The organism is Sphingomonas arenae (assembly GCF_016924655.1).
GTDB classification, from domain to species: domain Bacteria; phylum Pseudomonadota; class Alphaproteobacteria; order Sphingomonadales; family Sphingomonadaceae; genus Sphingomicrobium; species Sphingomicrobium arenae.
Window position 1 is genome coordinate 64,931 of the sequence record NZ_JAFFJU010000004.1, and the last position, 16,055, is coordinate 80,985.

Consider the following 16,055-nt stretch of genomic DNA (forward strand, 5'->3'; position numbering starts at 1 on the left):
AATGGCTTCCGGGCGATCATCGTGCGGGTCTCTCGAAACTGGCTTCGGCCTGGTCCACCTCCCGCGTGTCGCCGGACAGGGCCACGGCGGTGAAGAGGAAGGTGTCGTTCTCTTCTCCCTCACCCGGGGCGGCCACGAAAATAGGGAGTTTTGCGAGGGTGTCGGCGGGAACAACCGTCCGGACGGTGGTGCCGGCGGCCGATCGCTCCTGCCCTGAGGTCCACATGGTGCCGCCGGGCAGTCCTTCGAGCCGGACCTCGAACGTGCGTGGACGCAGCTCCATGTTGCGCAGCTTCACCGTGAAGTTGTTCCGCACGTGTCCGTCCGAGAGCTGGACGTAGGCAGGGTTGCGCTGGTGCTGGGCGCTGATGCTCATCCGGGTGCGCTCGCCCAGCGCGAACAGCATGGCGAGGCCGATCCCGCTCCAGAGCGAAAAATAGATCAGGGTCCGGGGGCGCAGGACGGTCTTCCAGACCGGTTTTGGCCGGGCGCCGGCGGCCTCCGCCTTGCAGTCGTCCAGGGTGGCGTAGTCGATCAGCCCGCGAGGCTTGCCGACCTTCGCCATGACGCTGTCGCAGGCATCGATGCATAGCGCGCAGGTGATGCAGCCGATCTGCGGACCGTTGCGGATGTCGATGCCGGTCGGACAGACGGCGACGCACTGGTTGCAGTCGATGCAGTCACCGAGCTTCTCGGGCGTGCCGATGTCGGAGAGTTCCGCGGTGCGGCGGCCGCGCGCCCGCGGCTCCCCGCGCCAGTCCTTGTAGGTGACGATGAGCGTCTTCTCGTCCATCATCGCGGTCTGGATGCGCGGCCAGGGGCACATGTAGATGCAGACCTGCTCCCGCATGAAGCCGCCGAAGACGAAGGTGGTCGCGGTCAGCAGCCCTACGGTGGCGTATGCTACGTAGGCCGCATCGCCGGCGAGGAAGTCCCGGGTCAAGGTGGGCGCATCGGCGAAGTAGAAGATCCAGGCTCCGCCGGTCAGCAGCGATACCAGCAGGAAGATGCCGTACTTGAGGGCGCGGCGCGCGATCTTGCCGAGTGTCCAGGGCGCCTTTGCCAGCCGGGCCTGCGCGTTGCGATCACCGTCGATGAACCGCTCGATATGCTGGAACAGGTCGGTCCAGACGGTCTGCGGGCAGGCATAGCCGCACCACGCGCGGCCGACCGCCGAGGTGACGAGGAACAGCCCGATGCCGGCCATGATCAGCAGCCCGGCCACGTAGTAGAATTCGTGCGGCCAGATCTCGAGCGGGCCGAAGTAGAAGCGCCGGTTGGCAAGATCGACCAGCACGGCCTGGTCCGGGTTGTTCGCGCCCCGGTCCCAGCGCAGCCATGGCGTCACATAGTAGATGGTGAGAGTGACGGCCATCACCAGCCACTTGAAGCGGCGGAAGGGCCCGTCGATCGCCTTGGGAAAGACGGGCTGCCGCCTGGCGTACAAGCTTTTCTTCTTGCCGGTACCGACGAGATCCGACGGGCTGACCATGTTTCCTCACCAATCCCCAGACGACGGGCACAAGCAGCCCGCGGCGGGGCTGCTACTTCGCTGCAGCCCCCGTCATGGCCGTCTGCACCGGTTTCGCCTCGCCGCCACCTAGGGAGTGTACGTAGGCGGTCAGCATCTTGACGGTGACCGGGTCGAGCTTCTCGCCCCAGCGCGGCATGACGCCATTGCGGCTGCCGTAAATCGTCTCGGTGAGCGACTCCTCGTCGCCGCCGTAGAGCCAGATGGCGTCCGTCAGGTTGGGCGCACCGACGGCCCGGTTGCCCTTGGCGTCATTGCCGTGACAGGCGGCGCAGTTGGTCGCGAACAGCGCCTTGCCGCGCAGGGCCGCCGCACTTGCGGGCTGCTGGCGGCTGACGGTGCGGACGAAGGCGACGACGTCGGCAATCTGGTCCGGGGGCAGCAGCCCGTCGCGGCCGAACGCCGGCATCTGCGACATGCGCGTGTCCTCATGCCCCGGCTGGCGAATGCCCTTTTCGATGCTGGTGTGGATCGCCTCGATGTCACCGCCCCAGAGCCAGTCGTCGTCGTTGAGGTTGGGATAACCCTTGCTGCCGGTCGCGCCCGAGCCGTGGCACTGGACGCAGTTCACGCGGAAGGCGGCGCGCCCGCCCTCGACCGCGGCCTGGAAGAGCTGCGGGTTCCCTTGCAGTTCGGAGACCGGGGTGGCGGCAATCGCCGACAGGATCGGCGCCCGCTTCGCCTCCTCGGCGGCGAGCTCCTGTTCCAGCTGGCCCCGGCTGGACCAGTCCCACACGCCTGCCGTGGCGCGGCTGACCAGCGGCCAGGCGGGATACACGATCGTGTAGGCCAGGCCCCAGACGATCGTGGCGTAGAAGGTCCACAGCCACCAGCGCGGCATCGGCGTGTCGAGTTCCTCGATGCCGTCCCACTCGTGACCGACGGTTTCAGTGTTGGTGGCCTCGTCGAGGCGCTTCTTTTCAGCCATGGTCCTGGTCCTTGAAGATCATCGTCGCGGCATCGCGGTTGCGGCCCCGGTTGCGGGGCAGGAAGGCCCAGCCCACCAGCACCAGGTAGGTGATGGCCATGAACAGCAGCCCCCAGCTGTCCGCGAAGTGACGGAAGGTGTCGTAGCTCACCGCACCTGCTCCTGGGCGGCGGCCTTCTTCGTATCCACAAGCGTGCCGAGCATCTGGAGATAGGCGACCAGCGCGTCCATTTCGGTGACCTTCTTCGGGTCGCCGTCGAAATCGCGGGCCTGCGCCTTGGGATAGCGCTTCAGGAGGTCGGCGCTGTCGGCATCGGGATCGGCCTGGGCGAGCAGGTCGGCATTGGCCTGCTTGATGTCGGTGTCCGTGTACGGAACCCCGGTCAGCGAAAGCGCGCGCAGGTCGGCGCCCATGTCCCCTGCCGACAGCTCACGCTCGGCGAGGAACGAGTAGCCCGGCATGATCGACTCCGGCACCACCGCCCGCGGATCCTTGAGGTGCGCGACATGCCACTCGTCGGAGTAGCGCCCGCCCACGCGCGCCAGGTCGGGACCCGTGCGCTTGGATCCCCACTGAAACGGGTGGTCGTACATGCTCTCCGCGGCGAGGCTGTAGTGGCCATAGCGCTCCGCCTCGTCGCGGAAGGGGCGGATCATCTGGCTGTGACAGCTGTAGCAGCCCTCGCGGACGTAGATGTTCCGGCCCGCGAGTTCGAGCGGGGTGTAGGGCCGGACGCCCTCCACCTTCTCGATGGTGGAGTCGATCCAGAAGAGCGGCGCGATCTCCACGATGCCGCCGATGGTGACCACGATGAGCGAGAGCACGCCCAGCAGGGTGACGTTTCGCTCAATGGTGGCGTGGCTGAACACTTTGCTTGCCATGTGTCGGTCCTACTCGGCGGGAACCAGGGTGCCCGTGGGCGCCAGGGCTGGCTTGATTGGCTTGGACGCGGGCGCCGGAAGCGGCCGGTCGCTCATTGGGTTGTGGGGAGTCTCGGTCATCGGCTTCTCGACCCGCACCCGGCCCTTCAGGGTCAGGGCGACGTTCCAGATCATGATCAGGAAGCCGGCGAGATAGAGGAGCCCACCGAAGGCGCGGATCACGTAGAGCGGGATCATCGCCTGGACGACTTCCGCGAAGGAGTAGACGAGGTAGCCGTCCGCCCCATACTCCCGCCACATGAGGCCCTGCATGATGCCGGCCACCCACATGGCAGCGGCGTAGAAGACGATCCCCAGCGTCGCGAGCCAGAAGTGCCAGTTGATCATGCGCAGCGAGTAGAGCCGCTCACGCTGCCACAGGCGCGGCACGAGATAGTAGACGCAAGCGAAGGTGATCATGCCGTTCCAGCCGAGCGCTCCGGCATGGACGTGGCCGATGGTCCAGTCGGTGTAGTGCGACAGGCTGTTGACTGCCTTGATCGACAGCATCGGGCCTTCGAAGGTTGCCATGCCGTAGAAGGCCAGCGCCATGACCATCATGCGGATGATCGGGTCGGTGCGGACCTTGTCCCATGCCCCGTTCAGGGTCATCAGGCCGTTGATCATGCCGCCCCAGCTGGGCATCCACAGCATGACCGAGAACACCATGCCCAGCGTCTGCGCCCAGTCGGGCAGCGCCGTGTAGTGGAGGTGGTGCGGACCCGCCCAGATGTAGAGGAAGATCAGCGACCAGAAGTGGATGATCGACAGCCGGTAGCTGTAGACAGGACGCTCGGCCTGCTTGGGCACGAAGTAGTACATCATCGCGAGGAAGCCGGCCGTCAGGAAGAAGCCGACCGCGTTGTGGCCGTACCACCATTGCGTCAGCGCATCCTGGACACCGGCGAAGAGCGAGTAGCTCTTGGAGCCGACGAAGCTGACCGGAATGGCCAGGTTGTTGACCACGTGCAGCATCGCGATGGTCACGATGAAGCTGAGGTAGAACCAGTTGGCGACGTAGATGTGCGGCTCGCGCCGCTTCACCAGCGTGCCGACGAACACCGCCAGGTAGGCCACCCACACCACCGTCAGCCACAGGTCGACGTACCATTCCGGCTCGGCATATTCCTTGGATTCCGTGATGCCGAGCAGGTAGCCGGTCGCCGCCAGGACGATGAACAGCTGGTATCCCCAGAAGACGAAACGGGCGAGGCTCGGGAAGGCCAGGCGCGCCCGGCAGGTGCGTTGCACGACGTAGAAGCTGGTCGCGATCAGCGCGTTGCCGCCGAACGCGAAGATGACGGCGGACGTATGCAGCGGCCGCAGGCGCCCGAAGCTGGTATATTCGAGGCCGAGGTTGAGCGCGGGAAACGCCAGCTGAAGCGCGATGTAGAGGCCGGCCGCAAAGCCGGCCACGCCCCAGAACAGGGTGGCGAGCACACCCCAGCGGACCGGGTCGTCGTCGTAGCGGGTCTCGTCCGGCTGACGGGAGAAAGGCAGTCCCGCGAGCTGGGCGTCATCGGCCTTGCGCAGGGTGACCACCACGACGGCAAGCGCCGCCGCCGCGACGATCCCCATGTGGACCGAGAAGCCGAAGTCGGCCGACGCTGCGATCATCACCAGGGCAGCCAGCGCCACGAGCAGCCAGCCCCCGCTCCTCATCAATACTTTTTCCATGCGTTCCCAGCCCGCTTGTTTGCAGGAGCGAACTAGCGCCGATGAACGACCGCCTTCCTTACGGAAATCTACCTATGTGAGTAGAAGCTGCGGCCGATGGATCGTGCCAGCCGGCAGTCACCACACGGGCGTCCGAGCGCACGATTTCAACGCGCTGAGGACCCAACGCTTCGTCGAGCGTCTCCCCTACTTCGATCGCGTGAGCTGTGTCAGGAACTCGCAGGTTTGCTTGACCTCGGCATGCAGTCGCACCTGCTCTTCCCGGCTGAGGACAACGGCGCGTTCCCTCCACGCGGTGACGATCTGATCCCGCAGTGCGCGAAGATTGCTCAGGATCGCGTCCGCTTCCGACTGGGCATCGAAGTCCGTGTAACTGAATGGATCTGGTTTGGTGGAGGACATGGGGATGCTCTCGTCTGCAAGCGGGAGCTTTCCACTATCTCTCGGTCAGCACCTGCTTGGACGGGATGTGCTGATTGCTCTCTCTTACCATTTCTCGATCAGACACGCGAATCCTGCGGACCCTTGCCGCTTTGGTCATGACCGTTCTTTGCTTTACCGACCGGGGCTCGTCGTTTCGAGTTTGACATGATGCGCGCCGCTCTTGCCCGATCTCGCTGCGGACCAGCCCCTTGCCGCGATGGACTAGCCGCTCCTTGATGCCGAAGAGCCTGCCGACCTGCTGAACGGTCAGGAGCGGGTGTGCCCGCGCCCACCAGAGTCCAGGGGTCCCTCAGGCCTTCGGCCAGGAGCTGAAGGGCTTGAGAAAATAGAAGATGAACGCGAGCGTTCCTGCGATCAGCAACACCGCCAGGACGTGCTGATCCTCGTTTCCGAAGTAATTGGCGACCGCGCAGCCAACTCCGGCAGCGAGGTAGAGCCAGAGGGAATCCCCTTCCCGGTCGACCTCATCGGACATCGAGCGCTGCATGAACAACACGATGATGCCCGCGAAGATCGCGACAGTGACCCAGTCGTAGACGGTTTCCATGTTTCCTCGCGTGGACCGGCATTGGCATGCCCCTGAAGCGAATGCTATGTCCTGTTTGTTGAAAAATCTCAAATGGGGGTCGCGTGCGTAATCGTTTAATCCTGACCTTGTCGCTGGCTCTCATTGCTTCCGGTTGCGATCGCAAGGCTGAAGGGCAAACCGTTGCCGTCGTGAACGGCGAAGAGATCACCGCGAATGAGCTGAATGCTGAGCTTGCAAACGCCAATCTGCCGCCGGACGCCGACAAGAAGCTGGTGACTGCCCGGGTCCTTCAGACCATGATCGACCGCCGCCTTCTTGCCCAGCAGGCGAAGGAAGAGAACCTCGACAAGTCCCCCGAATTTTTGACACGCCAGCGGCGCCTCACCGAGGACCTGCTCATCGGCATGCTGGCGCAGCGGCAGATGAATACGGCGCAGCTTCCGTCCGCCACGGAAATCAACCAGTTCCAGGCGTCGCGCCCGCAGATGTTCGCGCAGCGGGAACTTTGGAACCTGGAGCAGCTGCAGTATGCGACGCCAGCCGACGCGCGGGTGCAGCAGCGGATCGCCGGCACCAAAACCTTGGACGAGCTTGCGACTGTGCTGAGCCAGGCCGGAGTGAACTTCCAGCGTGGTCGCAACCGGATCGACACGGCGGTGATCCCGTCCGACATGTACCGCCGAATTCGGGCGCTTCCTGAAGGCGAGCCGTTTATCGTTCCCGCCGGCGGGCGGAGCATCGCCAGCGTGGTCGTGGGCAAGGAGCCTGCGCCGCTGGCCGGTGCCGAAGCGCGGCCGATCGCGGTGGCTGCGATGCGTCGGGAGAATGGCGCCAAGTTCATGGAGGACCGCGTCAAGTCACTCCGGCAGGCCGCGAAGATCGAGTACAAGGAAGGTTACGGCCCAGCGCCGCAAGCTCAGCCAGCCAAGTAAGCTTCGAGAGTGGAGTGGAGAGGAGCAGGCTGCCCCTCTCCACCTCCGGCCTTACTTGTCCCCGCCGTCGCGGGTCACGCCGTAACCGGCGGAATAATAATCATCGACGCCATAGCCTTCGCTAAGCAGGCCGCCGCGGTACTTGTTCATGATCACCCCCGCCAGGCGGTTCTCGCCCAGCAAGGCGATCGCATCGCGCACTTCCCGGGTCTTCGTACGCCCTTCTTCCGCGACCACCACATAGGCATCCAGCCGGGCAACGGTGGTCGACGCATCGTCGTTGGCGAAGACCGGTGGCATGTCGAGAATGAAGAAGTTGCGCTCGTCCGAGGCCCGCATTTCCCGGAACAGCGTCTGCGCCCGAACGCCGGCGAGCAGCTCGGCCGAATGGACCAGCCCTGGCACGGTCGGCATGACCACCAATGATTCGCCCTCCAGCCCGAAGGCGGCAGGACGATCTGCCCCTGGCGCCCCTTCGAGATAGTCGCGAAGACTGTTCGCGGGATTGAGCCCGAACGAGTCGGTCAGCGACCCGCGCCGAAGGTCCAGGTCCACCGCATAGGTTTGCAGGCGCGGATCGCGGCTCAGGGAAGCAGCGACGTTCGCCGAGATGAACGACTTGCCGACATTGGGAGTGGCCGAAACGACGCCGATCATCCGCCACTGCCGGTCGCGCCGGTAGTCAAGCAGTTTCGCCCGGATCAGGTTGAAGCTGCGTGATCGAGAGTCGATGCTGTCGAAGCCATAGATGCCGCGCTGCTTGGCCAACGCGGGGCTCCACGGGACCACGGACGCCTCTGAGGGCGTCGGCAGGACCGACGATCCGGCACCTCGAACAGTGTCTCCGGTCACGCCGGCGAGCCCTCGAATGGGCGACTGATGGTTATGCAAAGCGCTTCCTTCGCCTGAACAGGAAGTCGAAGCGGCGCTTCTGCCCCCTCACTTGGTCTTGAATGGTCGGGACCACCCCGAGGACGGGATATCCCATATTCTCGATCTGCGCCGGGCTGCGCAAAGGCCGGGCGAGCAACTCAAGGCCCAGCGCGAGCACGAAGCCAATGCCAAGACCAACGATTGCGCCAGCCGCGATCAGGAGCGGCCGGTTGGGCGACTCCGGAGTATCGGGCAGGCTCGGCGGCTCCACCAGCGAGAGGCGTTCGGACCGCTGTTCCGAAGCCAGGCGAGCGCTGTTCTGCGCGCGAAGGAGATTGTTGGCGACCTGTGCATATTGCGACCGCAGGGTTGAGGCGCGATTCTCCATCTGCATCGCTTCCTCCATGATGACCGGAGCGCGTGACTGGTTGGCGGCCTGAGCCTGCAGTCGCGCCAAAGCCTCGCTCCGCGACCGGGTCAGGGACGCGATCGCCGCATTGTTGGCGTTGATCTGCTCCTGGATCATCGCATTCTCGCTCGACGAGCCACCAGCCTGCGCCAGGCTGCGAACCGTTGCGAGGCGCTCGCGCGCGGCAATGACGTCAGGATGGCTGTCGCTGTAACGGGCCTGCGCCGCTGCGAGCGCTGCCTCCGCCTCTACGAGCATGGGGTTGGCGGAGGCTGGGCGGCGCGCCTGCGCCATCAGCTGCCGGTTCTGCGCTTCAAGCGCGGTGATCTGCGACGTGTAGGACCCGGTGTCCATCATCATCGGCATGCCGCCCCCGGTCAGCGTCGCACCGTTCGCGGCCTTGAGCGCAGTGATCTGGTTCTCGATCTGCGTGATCTCGGCCTGGAGCTTGCCAGCCTGGTCCTGCAGGAACCGAACCGTCAACGATGCCTGGTCTTCGATGTCCGCGGTATCCATCTGCAGGAAGCGCGTGACGAAGCTCTGCAGCACGGCCTGGGCCTTGCCCGGATCGGGATAGTCAAAGGCCATGTTGAAGGCGATGGTGTTGCTGCCCTTGTCGCCGCCCTCGTTCTTCGCGCCTTCCAGGGCACCGACGGTGGTCGCCTCCCGCATCTTGTCGACGATCACCGACATTGGCTGCGACCGACGCTCCTCCGAGTACAGGTCATATTGCTCGATGAGGCCGATCAAGTCGCCCCGGCTCAGCACCCGCTCGCGGATGCGGGCAATCCGGCGATCGATGATCTCCGTCGCCGGCGCGTCCACGATGTCGCTAGGCAGTTCCTGCGACTGAACCAGGAGGGTTGCCTTGGAACGGTAGATCGTTGGCAGCGAGTAAGCGGCGATCACCGCAACTAGGCTCAACGCGAGGAAGCTCAGGATGATGATCAGCTTGCGTTGCCACAGGATGGTAGGGAGGTGGTTCAGGAACCACCCCATCCCCCCGCCTTCGCCTTGTGGCCGGATTTGAGTTTCAATCACCGCAGGTCACCGAACCTATATCGAAGGAAAACCGAAGCTGACACGTCCGTGTCGGGGTCCGGCCCGGACTGGGTCAGCCTTCGGGCGCTGCCGTTGACACCGCCCGTCAGCCGATCGTTGATCCGCCGGTTGTAAGCGGCAGACGTCACGAAATAGTTGCTGGTGACGGAGCGATCGAGAACACGCCGGCCGCCGTAGCGGATCGCGCTTGCCGAAAGCTGGAAAGACGAATTTTCGTCGATGGTCTGCGAGTAGTCGATCCCGGCCGAGGTGGTGGTCAGCAGGTCGGCTGCGATCGTGTTCTGGCTATAGCGCGCCACCCGGCCGCAGAAGCGACTCCGCTCGAGCGAACGGCAGACCGACGCATCCAGCGCGAGCCCGAAGCTGTCGTCAGAGTCGCCGTCGACATCGCGGTTGCGGTAGGTGACTCCGACCGCCGCGTCGGCCGACCAGCTCTCGGCGAGCAGCGCTGAGATGGTCACCTGCGGGCTGATGGAGGTCGTGCTGTCGTTGCCGAGATAGTCCGCACGGACAACGCTCGTCCGCAGCCCCAGGCTGAGTCGCTCGCTCAGCTGACGGCTGTACCCGCCGCTTAGAGCGTACGTCGTGTAGTCGCGATCGCTGTTCGGATAGAACAACCGGTGGGCGCCGGCCGACAAGGTCCAGGTGTCCCGCTCGTTCGGACGGATCGAAACTCCTGCATTGCCGGACAACCGGTACTGGCGCCCCGACAGCGCCAGCAAATCCGGGTCCACGACCGTGGTCGGCGGCGGAAGCACCGGCTCGGGCGCCGTGGTGGGCGGAGGGGCACTCGGATCAACCGGAGTCGCGGGCGGCGGAATGACCGGATCTCCGATGAACCGCGTTCCCAGCTGTCCGCCGAAATCACCACTGAAACTCACGCCCCCGAAGACGCTGACGGTCTCGCTCGCCTGGTACGAACTCGAAGCATTCAGATCGAACAGCTGCTTGTTGCCGTATCGATTTGGATAGTAACTGTTTTCCAGATAAGCGGACAGGCTGGTCGAGCTCCGCTCCGTGCGCCACGAGTGCACGCCATTGACGGACAGCCGCCCGAAGACGCTCGCCGAGTCATCGCTCAGCGACAACCCCGGATTGGTGGAATAACCGATGCTTCCGGTCAGGTCGACGTACGTGCGCTGCGCCGACTGGGCGACAGCCGGCGTCGCGCCAACCAGGACGCCGCCACACAACAGAACCGCGCGAATGAAGAAACGATGTGTCATCACGGTACCACCAATGTGTCGCCGCTCTCGATCGGCGGAAGCTCCGCCGCCGAAAGCCGGCTTGTTTCTCCACGCAGCGTATCGTTTAGCCGGACCCGGATCGTGACGACCTGCTGTCCTGACTTGCGAAGGATGCGCACGTTGCCGAGCTGGGCGAACTCCGTCGGACCCCCCGCAATCGCGAGTGCTTCGAGCGTGTTCACGTAACGGCCCGGCGTGTACGTGCCCGGCGCCCGCACCTTACCGACCACCGAGAACTGGAACCCGGCGGGTGACTTCACCGAAACCGTGACCTGCGGCACCGGCCCTCGATACTGCGGCTGCAGCCCAGTCGAAATAACCCGCTCCAGTTCCGCAGGGAGCCTCCCGGCAGCGACCACCTGCCCGACCAGCGGGAAGGCAAATGTTCCATCCGGAAGCACCCGAACGCTGCGCTGCAGCCGCTCGTCCCCCCAGACAAGGATGTCGAGTTCATCCCCAGGGTTGATCCGGTAGGCTGGTCCGGGGACCGCCTGGCTCGCCTGCTGGGCGATGGACGCCGCAGGAACCGCAACGGCCATGGAGAAGCAGGCCGCCACGGCGAGTAAACGTAAAGTCACTCAAAATCCCTTTCCCGCTCTTGCGAGGCTGTTGTGTCTCAAAACGAGCCTCGTGAGAAGCACCATGGTCAGCTACCGATATAGCCCCTAGGGTAACTGCTCAATGAATCTTCGAACGCAAATGCGCAAAGCTTGTTTCGTTTCGCTACTATCACTCACCTTGTTTTTGTCCGCGTGCAGCTCGCGGGAGGACAAGGCGCAGGCGGCGTTCGACAACTATCAGGCGGCTCTCGCTACCGGGAGCCTGCCCTACATCCGTACCACGCTGCTCCAGCTGGTGGCGGTTGACGATGACAATCCGCAATATTGGGCGGAGCTCGGGCGGGTGCAGCTTCAGCTCGGCGCTCTTCCCGACGCTTATTATGCTTTCACGCGTGCATACGAGCTGGAGCGCAGCAATGCTGACGTGCTTCGGGTGCTGACGCAGCTTGCACTGCGCGGCGGTGACCTGGCCATGGCGGACGAGCATGCCGAGCAGTTGAGCCTGCTGGCGCCCGATGATCCTTCGGTAAAGATCACCAAGGCCTATGTGGCTCTTCGGCGATCCAACTTCGAGGAAGCGGAACGGATCGCCGATGAATTGCTGCAGGCGTCGCCATTCGAGCCCGGCCCCAAGATTCTCAAGGCTCGCGTCCTGCTGCGGACTGACCGCGGCGATGCGGCGATCCGCATGCTGGAGGAACAGGTCCGCCAGCAACCGACCGACCTCGATAGCCTGCGGGCTCTGGTCGGCATCTTGGACCGACGTGACGAGTGGCCCAAGGTGGCGAGCTACGGCAGCCGTTACGTGCAGGAGCAGCCTGGCGATACGGAAATTGCCCTGCTGACCATCACGGCGGCGCTTCGCTCGGGCCAAGCGAACACCGCGCGGCGCGTTTCGTTGCAGACTTTGAAGCCCGAGGCGAACCCCGCGCTTATTCGCCGGGTGCTGGATCGCTGGGTGCGCTACGGTCCTCCCCGGGGGTTCGTCGGTGATGCAGCAGCGCTCGGGCAATCTGCGCCCAATGCCTTGAAGCCGCTGTACGGCTCCTATCTCGATCGCGCGGGTGCGCCGGACCTGGCTGCAAGGGTTGTTGCTGCCCAAGCGACGCTGCCGGTCAACGCCGACAACGCGGACGCGAATGCCGTTCTCGCAACCTCCCTTGCGCGGCAAGGCCGAACCCCGGAGGCACTGAGGCGCTTCGGCCAGGTATTGAGCCTGGATCCGAACCACGCCGAAGCCTTGGAAGGACGGGCACGCCTGCTGCTCCAGCTCGGCCGGCTGCGCCAGGCTCGACTGGACGCACAGCGCCTGGTGACCGTCGCGCCGGGGGAATCGGGTGGGCACATCCTCTTGTCGGAAGTCTACATGGCGCTTGGCGACCGCCAGCAGGCCGGACGTACACTTTGGAACGCTTTCCACCAGATTTCAGCAGATCGAAACATTTACGAGGCATTGAGAGTCTTTGTGTCTCGCTCGGAGGGAGCAGACGCAGCACAACGTATTGATGAGGAGTTCGGTGATCAGCGCGATGCCGAGCTGACCCGGGAGTTTATCTAGGATGAGGGCGCGTGAAGAGGTTCTGGCGGAGAAGCCGCCCGCGGCCACTCCTCCGCCAGAGGAGCGAGGAAAGGCTCGCACCCCCGTGCGCTTCACGTCCAACATCGTGGGCCCGATCCTCTTTGTCCGGGACCTGTTCTGCTTCGCGATCAGCATTCCGATGGCAGCTGCGGCCTACGACCTGCTGTTCGATGCGCTGCTGGTGCCGTCCGTGCACCTGTTCGCCGTCACCACAATGGCCGCATGCTACATCCTCATCCGGTCTTCCAAGCATGCGTACCGCCGCTCGCTGGTGAACTTCCTCGACGATGACGGAGATTCGCTCTTCGATGCCGTGATCAGCAGCCTGGTCGCGTCCGCTCTGGTGTTCCAGTTCGGCATGGTCGATACCTATTCGCGGGGAGCCAGTGTCCTCTACCTGCTGGCTCTCGTCCTGAGCCTCTCGCTGACACGGCCGCTGCTGCGGCTGCTGCTCGCCCGGCTCGCGCGTAAGGGGCTGATCGGGCAGCGCATCGCCTTCTACGGAAGCGATCCCGCCTCGCTCGACAGCACGCTGCGACTGCTCAATTCCCTGCAGCTGCCGCATCTCCGGCTGGTTGGCGTCGCCGATGACCGCCCCGGTCCCGACATGTCCACGGACCTTCCCTTCCTGGGCGGCTTCGACGAGCTCTCCACCATGGCTCGGCGGGGCGAGATCGACCAGGTGCTGATCAGCGTCCCGCACCTGCCGGTTCAGCGCATCCATGATATCGTGGAGCAGCTCAGCGCCGTTTCGGTCGATGTCTCGGTTATTCCCCGTCAGGCGATCGAGCTTGCGCCGGACTATCGCGTCAACCTCCTCGGCATGGTGCCCGTTCTGACGCTCTGGCAGCGTCCGTTCAGGGACATGAATCAGATCGTCAAGCGGAGCGAGGATCTGATTCTCGGTGGCCTGGCGCTCCTCCTCGTCCTCCCTGTTCTCGCGATCGTCGCCTTGCTGGTGCGGCTGACCAGCGCTGGCCCCGTCCTGTTCGTGCAGCCTCGCGTGGGCTTCAACAACGAGGTCATCCACGTCCTCAAGTTCCGCACCATGTACGCCGACCGGACGGATCTGCATGCGGAGCAGACGACGACCAAGAACGACCCCCGCATCACGCCAGTCGGGCGGGTGCTGCGCAAGCTCAGCATCGACGAACTGCCGCAGTTGCTGAACGTGGTGCGTGGCGACATGTCGCTCGTCGGGCCGCGACCTCATGCGACGCACATGAAGGTGGGTGATCGTTTCTACCAGGATGCGGTGCGCGGCTATGCAGCCCGGCACCGGGTCAAGCCGGGCATCACGGGCTTGGCGCAGGTGAAGGGCCTTCGCGGGGAAATCCGCACCGTGGAGCGCGCCAAGCGGCGGGTGGAGCTGGACAAGGAGTATATCGACCGCTGGTCCATCTGGCTCGACCTGTGGATCCTGCTCGCCACCGTTCGCGCTGTGTTCTTCGATTCCGATGCCTACTGATCGCGTCGACTTCATCGATGTCGCCTATGATCCGCTGACCTTCGACCAGGTTGTCGAGCGGCTGGGTCGGGTCACGCGGGACACGCCGTACGGCTATTTGGTGACTCCGAATGTCGACCATGTGGTGCGGCTGGAGAAAAGCTCCGGCAGCCTGCCGCAGCTTCGCGACATCTATGCTGAGGCCGACCTGTGCGTCTGCGACAGTCGTGTGCTCAGTCGCCTCGCGCGACTGCACGGGATCGATCTGCCGGTGGTGCCCGGAAGCGACCTGACCCACCATCTCCTCGATCATGTCGTAGAGGCGGGAGATCGGATCGCCATCGTCGGCGGGGATGCTGACCTGCTCGAAGGTCTGCGGACCCGCTACCCGGCCGTCGAGTTCGTCCAGCATCTGCCTCCCATGGGGCTCGTCCGGAATCCCGCGGCCCGGCAGCAGGCCGCCGCCTTCATCGCCCGCCAGCGTCCGCGGTTCACTTTCATCGCGGTCGGATCACCCCAGCAGGAGCTGATCGCTGCCGAGACCCGCCTGGAACCCGGCGCCACCGGCATGGCCCTGTGTATCGGAGCGGCGCTCGAATTCGTGACCGGGCACCAGGTCCGCGCCCCTCGTGTGGTTCAGGAACTTGGGCTGGAGTGGGCGCATCGGCTGGTCAGCGCGCCGGGCCGGATGTGGCGACGCTACCTGGTCGAAGGTCCTCGCATCTTTGTCCTCGCGGCACGATGGCGGCGCCAGGCTGCGCGATGAACGTCCATTCCAGTCACCGCCCGGTGCGCCACCTCTCCGTGGGGCCACGCAGAAGCCGGCTGTTTCTGGTCGGGTCCGTGCTGACTCTGGCGGCCATTGCCGGCCTGATCGCAGTTCTGTTCTGGCCTGCGTCCGAGCGCTTGGAGGATCGGGCGACGAAGGCGGAGGTCTCGGTCCACTCCGCTGAGCCGGCGCTCAAAATCGACCTGCCGCCTCCCGATCTGCTTCGCCCGTTGTCGCCGGAAGAGGCCAAGCTGGAGAACGAGAAACGGCCGTTCACGTCCGGACCGGTCGCCCCGGCTCGCCCGTTCAAGCTCAGCGCAGATGCGATCAGCCGCCTCCGTGCCGTCGATTGCCTCACCCAGGCCATCTACTACGAGGCTGCCTCCGAGGGCGTCGAAGGAGGTCGGGCCGTCGCGCAGGTGGTCCTGAACCGCGTCCGGCACCCGGCCTACCCGAACACGGTCTGTGGTGTGGTCTACCAGGGCTCCACCCGCTCCACAGGATGCCAGTTCACCTTCACCTGCGACGGCTCCCTGCTGCGTCCGCCGTCCGCATATTTGTGGGCGCGTTCTCACGCACTCGCAGTCGAGGCCCTGGCGGGGCGAGTCTATGCGCCGGTTGGCTATGCCACCCACTATCACGCTGATTACGTCGTCCCCTACTGGGCGGACTCCCTCGAGAAGATGACGCAGATCGGACGTCACATCTTCTACCGGCTGCGCGGCTCGCTCGGATCGGCACGAGCATACAACCAGCGGCATCCCGGGGTGGAGCCGCCCCCTGTCTCGGCGGGAACTTCGGCCGCAGTTCTCGAAGAGGCTCTCAAGGTCACGGAAGACACGGACCAACCGCTTGCACCGGTGGCCGAAGATACATCCGCAAAGCCGATCGTCGATGACCAGCCAATCCCCTCCCTTCAGCCCGAGGCATCCCTTGCGGTGGACAGCGCCCGCGGAACGCTGATCCTGGACGGTGACGCCCCGCCCGCACCGCCCGCGCAGCCCAAGGCCCGCTCCACGAAGGCCGAACAGGATAGCTGCAAGTCCTCGCGCCCCGGGACGTCGGTGGAGGCCGTCCGCGCCAACGAACTCCGGGTGGGACGTCCTTCAAGCTGCTGATTCGCTTTAGGCGGCAGAGGTCTGGGTGT

16 protein-coding genes are annotated in these 16,055 nt (G+C 64.8%); 5 read left to right on the plus strand and 11 right to left on the minus strand.

Features of this window, described 5'->3' with window-relative positions; genetic code table 11:
- Positions 1 to 16: 16 nt before the first annotated feature.
- From ccoG to JT720_RS13045, 7 genes are all read right to left on the minus strand, one after another.
- The gene (ccoG, locus tag JT720_RS13015; RefSeq protein WP_205481735.1) at positions 17 to 1,492 is read right to left on the minus strand and encodes a cytochrome c oxidase accessory protein CcoG; all 1,476 of its coding nucleotides are present in this window, start codon (positions 1,490 to 1,492) and stop codon (positions 17 to 19) included.
- Between the two features lie 52 nt (positions 1,493 to 1,544).
- Entirely contained in the window at positions 1,545 to 2,459 is a 915-nt protein-coding gene (gene ccoP / locus JT720_RS13020) for a cytochrome-c oxidase, cbb3-type subunit III (RefSeq protein WP_205481736.1), read from the minus strand.
- Positions 2,452 to 2,610: a CcoQ/FixQ family Cbb3-type cytochrome c oxidase assembly chaperone gene (locus JT720_RS13025; RefSeq protein ID WP_205481737.1), complete on the minus strand. Its 159-nt coding sequence runs from the start codon at positions 2,608 to 2,610 to the stop codon at positions 2,452 to 2,454. Before JT720_RS13025 ends, ccoP begins: the two co-directional genes overlap by 8 nt.
- Positions 2,607 to 3,341 carry a cytochrome-c oxidase, cbb3-type subunit II gene (gene ccoO, locus JT720_RS13030; protein ID WP_205481738.1) on the minus strand — a complete coding sequence of 245 codons (735 nt, stop codon included), beginning with the start codon at positions 3,339 to 3,341 and terminating at the stop codon, positions 2,607 to 2,609. The genes JT720_RS13025 and ccoO overlap by 4 nt, the downstream gene beginning before the upstream one ends.
- Before the next feature lie 9 nt (positions 3,342 to 3,350).
- Complete coding sequence (gene ccoN, locus JT720_RS13035) at positions 3,351 to 5,057, minus strand: cytochrome-c oxidase, cbb3-type subunit I (protein ID WP_205481739.1); 1,707 nt, start codon at positions 5,055 to 5,057, stop codon at positions 3,351 to 3,353.
- A 186-nt stretch (positions 5,058 to 5,243) separates the two neighbouring features.
- Positions 5,244 to 5,459 (minus strand): hypothetical protein, encoded by a 216-nt coding sequence (locus JT720_RS13040; protein WP_205481740.1) that lies wholly within the window; start codon positions 5,457 to 5,459, stop codon positions 5,244 to 5,246.
- Between the two features lie 331 nt (positions 5,460 to 5,790).
- Positions 5,791 to 6,048 (minus strand): XrtV sorting system accessory protein, encoded by a 258-nt coding sequence (locus JT720_RS13045; protein WP_205481741.1) that lies wholly within the window; start codon positions 6,046 to 6,048, stop codon positions 5,791 to 5,793.
- A gap of 83 nt (positions 6,049 to 6,131) precedes the next feature.
- Between JT720_RS13045 and JT720_RS13050 the strand changes: the two genes are divergently transcribed.
- A complete protein-coding gene (locus JT720_RS13050) occupies positions 6,132 to 6,962 on the plus strand; it encodes a SurA N-terminal domain-containing protein (protein ID WP_205481742.1) in 831 nt (276 codons plus the stop codon).
- A gap of 51 nt (positions 6,963 to 7,013) precedes the next feature.
- Here the strand turns inward: JT720_RS13050 and JT720_RS13055 are convergent, their stop codons facing one another.
- The 4 genes from JT720_RS13055 to JT720_RS13070 all read right to left on the minus strand — a co-directional run bounded on the left by JT720_RS13055 (position 7,014) and on the right by JT720_RS13070 (position 11,131).
- Complete coding sequence (locus JT720_RS13055; RefSeq protein WP_205481743.1) at positions 7,014 to 7,730, minus strand: CpsD/CapB family tyrosine-protein kinase; 717 nt, start codon at positions 7,728 to 7,730, stop codon at positions 7,014 to 7,016.
- Between the two features lie 115 nt (positions 7,731 to 7,845).
- The gene (locus JT720_RS13060) at positions 7,846 to 9,243 is read right to left on the minus strand and encodes a GumC family protein (RefSeq protein WP_205481744.1); all 1,398 of its coding nucleotides are present in this window, start codon (positions 9,241 to 9,243) and stop codon (positions 7,846 to 7,848) included.
- 38 nt (positions 9,244 to 9,281) lie between these two features.
- Entirely contained in the window at positions 9,282 to 10,532 is a 1,251-nt protein-coding gene (locus JT720_RS13065; protein ID WP_205481745.1) for a PorV/PorQ family protein, read from the minus strand.
- Positions 10,532 to 11,131 carry a polysaccharide biosynthesis/export family protein gene (locus tag JT720_RS13070; RefSeq protein WP_336512014.1) on the minus strand — a complete coding sequence of 200 codons (600 nt, stop codon included), beginning with the start codon at positions 11,129 to 11,131 and terminating at the stop codon, positions 10,532 to 10,534. The genes JT720_RS13065 and JT720_RS13070 overlap by 1 nt, the downstream gene beginning before the upstream one ends.
- 160 nt (positions 11,132 to 11,291) lie before the next feature.
- Here JT720_RS13070 and JT720_RS13075 point away from each other — a divergent pair, with 160 nt between their 5' ends.
- The 4 genes from JT720_RS13075 to JT720_RS13090 are packed head-to-tail and all read left to right on the plus strand — an operon-like array spanning position 11,292 to position 16,026.
- A complete protein-coding gene (locus JT720_RS13075) occupies positions 11,292 to 12,671 on the plus strand; it encodes a tetratricopeptide repeat protein (protein ID WP_205481746.1) in 1,380 nt (459 codons plus the stop codon).
- Position 12,672: 1 nt separating this feature from the next.
- The gene (locus JT720_RS13080) at positions 12,673 to 14,160 is read left to right on the plus strand and encodes an exopolysaccharide biosynthesis polyprenyl glycosylphosphotransferase (protein ID WP_205481747.1); all 1,488 of its coding nucleotides are present in this window, start codon (positions 12,673 to 12,675) and stop codon (positions 14,158 to 14,160) included.
- Positions 14,150 to 14,905 carry a WecB/TagA/CpsF family glycosyltransferase gene (locus tag JT720_RS13085; RefSeq protein WP_205481748.1) on the plus strand — a complete coding sequence of 252 codons (756 nt, stop codon included), beginning with the start codon at positions 14,150 to 14,152 and terminating at the stop codon, positions 14,903 to 14,905. The genes JT720_RS13080 and JT720_RS13085 overlap by 11 nt, the downstream gene beginning before the upstream one ends.
- Positions 14,902 to 16,026 carry a cell wall hydrolase gene (locus JT720_RS13090; RefSeq protein WP_205481749.1) on the plus strand — a complete coding sequence of 375 codons (1,125 nt, stop codon included), beginning with the start codon at positions 14,902 to 14,904 and terminating at the stop codon, positions 16,024 to 16,026. Before JT720_RS13085 ends, JT720_RS13090 begins: the two co-directional genes overlap by 4 nt.
- The last annotated feature ends 29 nt before the right edge of the window (positions 16,027 to 16,055 follow it).

Excerpts from the sequence above, each read along its gene's own strand:
- JT720_RS13060 (WP_205481744.1), bottom strand. The coding sequence starts at position 9,243 with ATGGGGTGGTTCCTGAACCACCTCCCTACCATCCTGTGGCAACGCAAG.
- JT720_RS13080 (WP_205481747.1), top strand. The coding sequence starts at position 12,673 with ATGAGGGCGCGTGAAGAGGTTCTGGCGGAGAAGCCGCCCGCGGCCACT.
- JT720_RS13090 (WP_205481749.1), top strand. The coding sequence starts at position 14,902 with ATGAACGTCCATTCCAGTCACCGCCCGGTGCGCCACCTCTCCGTGGGG.
- JT720_RS13045 (WP_205481741.1), bottom strand. The coding sequence starts at position 6,048 with ATGGAAACCGTCTACGACTGGGTCACTGTCGCGATCTTCGCGGGCATC.
- ccoN (WP_205481739.1), bottom strand. The coding sequence starts at position 5,057 with ATGGAAAAAGTATTGATGAGGAGCGGGGGCTGGCTGCTCGTGGCGCTG.
- JT720_RS13040 (WP_205481740.1), bottom strand. The coding sequence starts at position 5,459 with ATGTCCTCCACCAAACCAGATCCATTCAGTTACACGGACTTCGATGCC.
- JT720_RS13085 (WP_205481748.1), top strand. The coding sequence starts at position 14,150 with ATGCCTACTGATCGCGTCGACTTCATCGATGTCGCCTATGATCCGCTG.
- ccoP (WP_205481736.1), bottom strand. The coding sequence starts at position 2,459 with ATGGCTGAAAAGAAGCGCCTCGACGAGGCCACCAACACTGAAACCGTC.
- JT720_RS13065 (WP_205481745.1), bottom strand. The coding sequence starts at position 10,532 with ATGACACATCGTTTCTTCATTCGCGCGGTTCTGTTGTGTGGCGGCGTC.
- ccoG (WP_205481735.1), bottom strand. The coding sequence starts at position 1,492 with ATGGTCAGCCCGTCGGATCTCGTCGGTACCGGCAAGAAGAAAAGCTTG.
- ccoO (WP_205481738.1), bottom strand. The coding sequence starts at position 3,341 with ATGGCAAGCAAAGTGTTCAGCCACGCCACCATTGAGCGAAACGTCACC.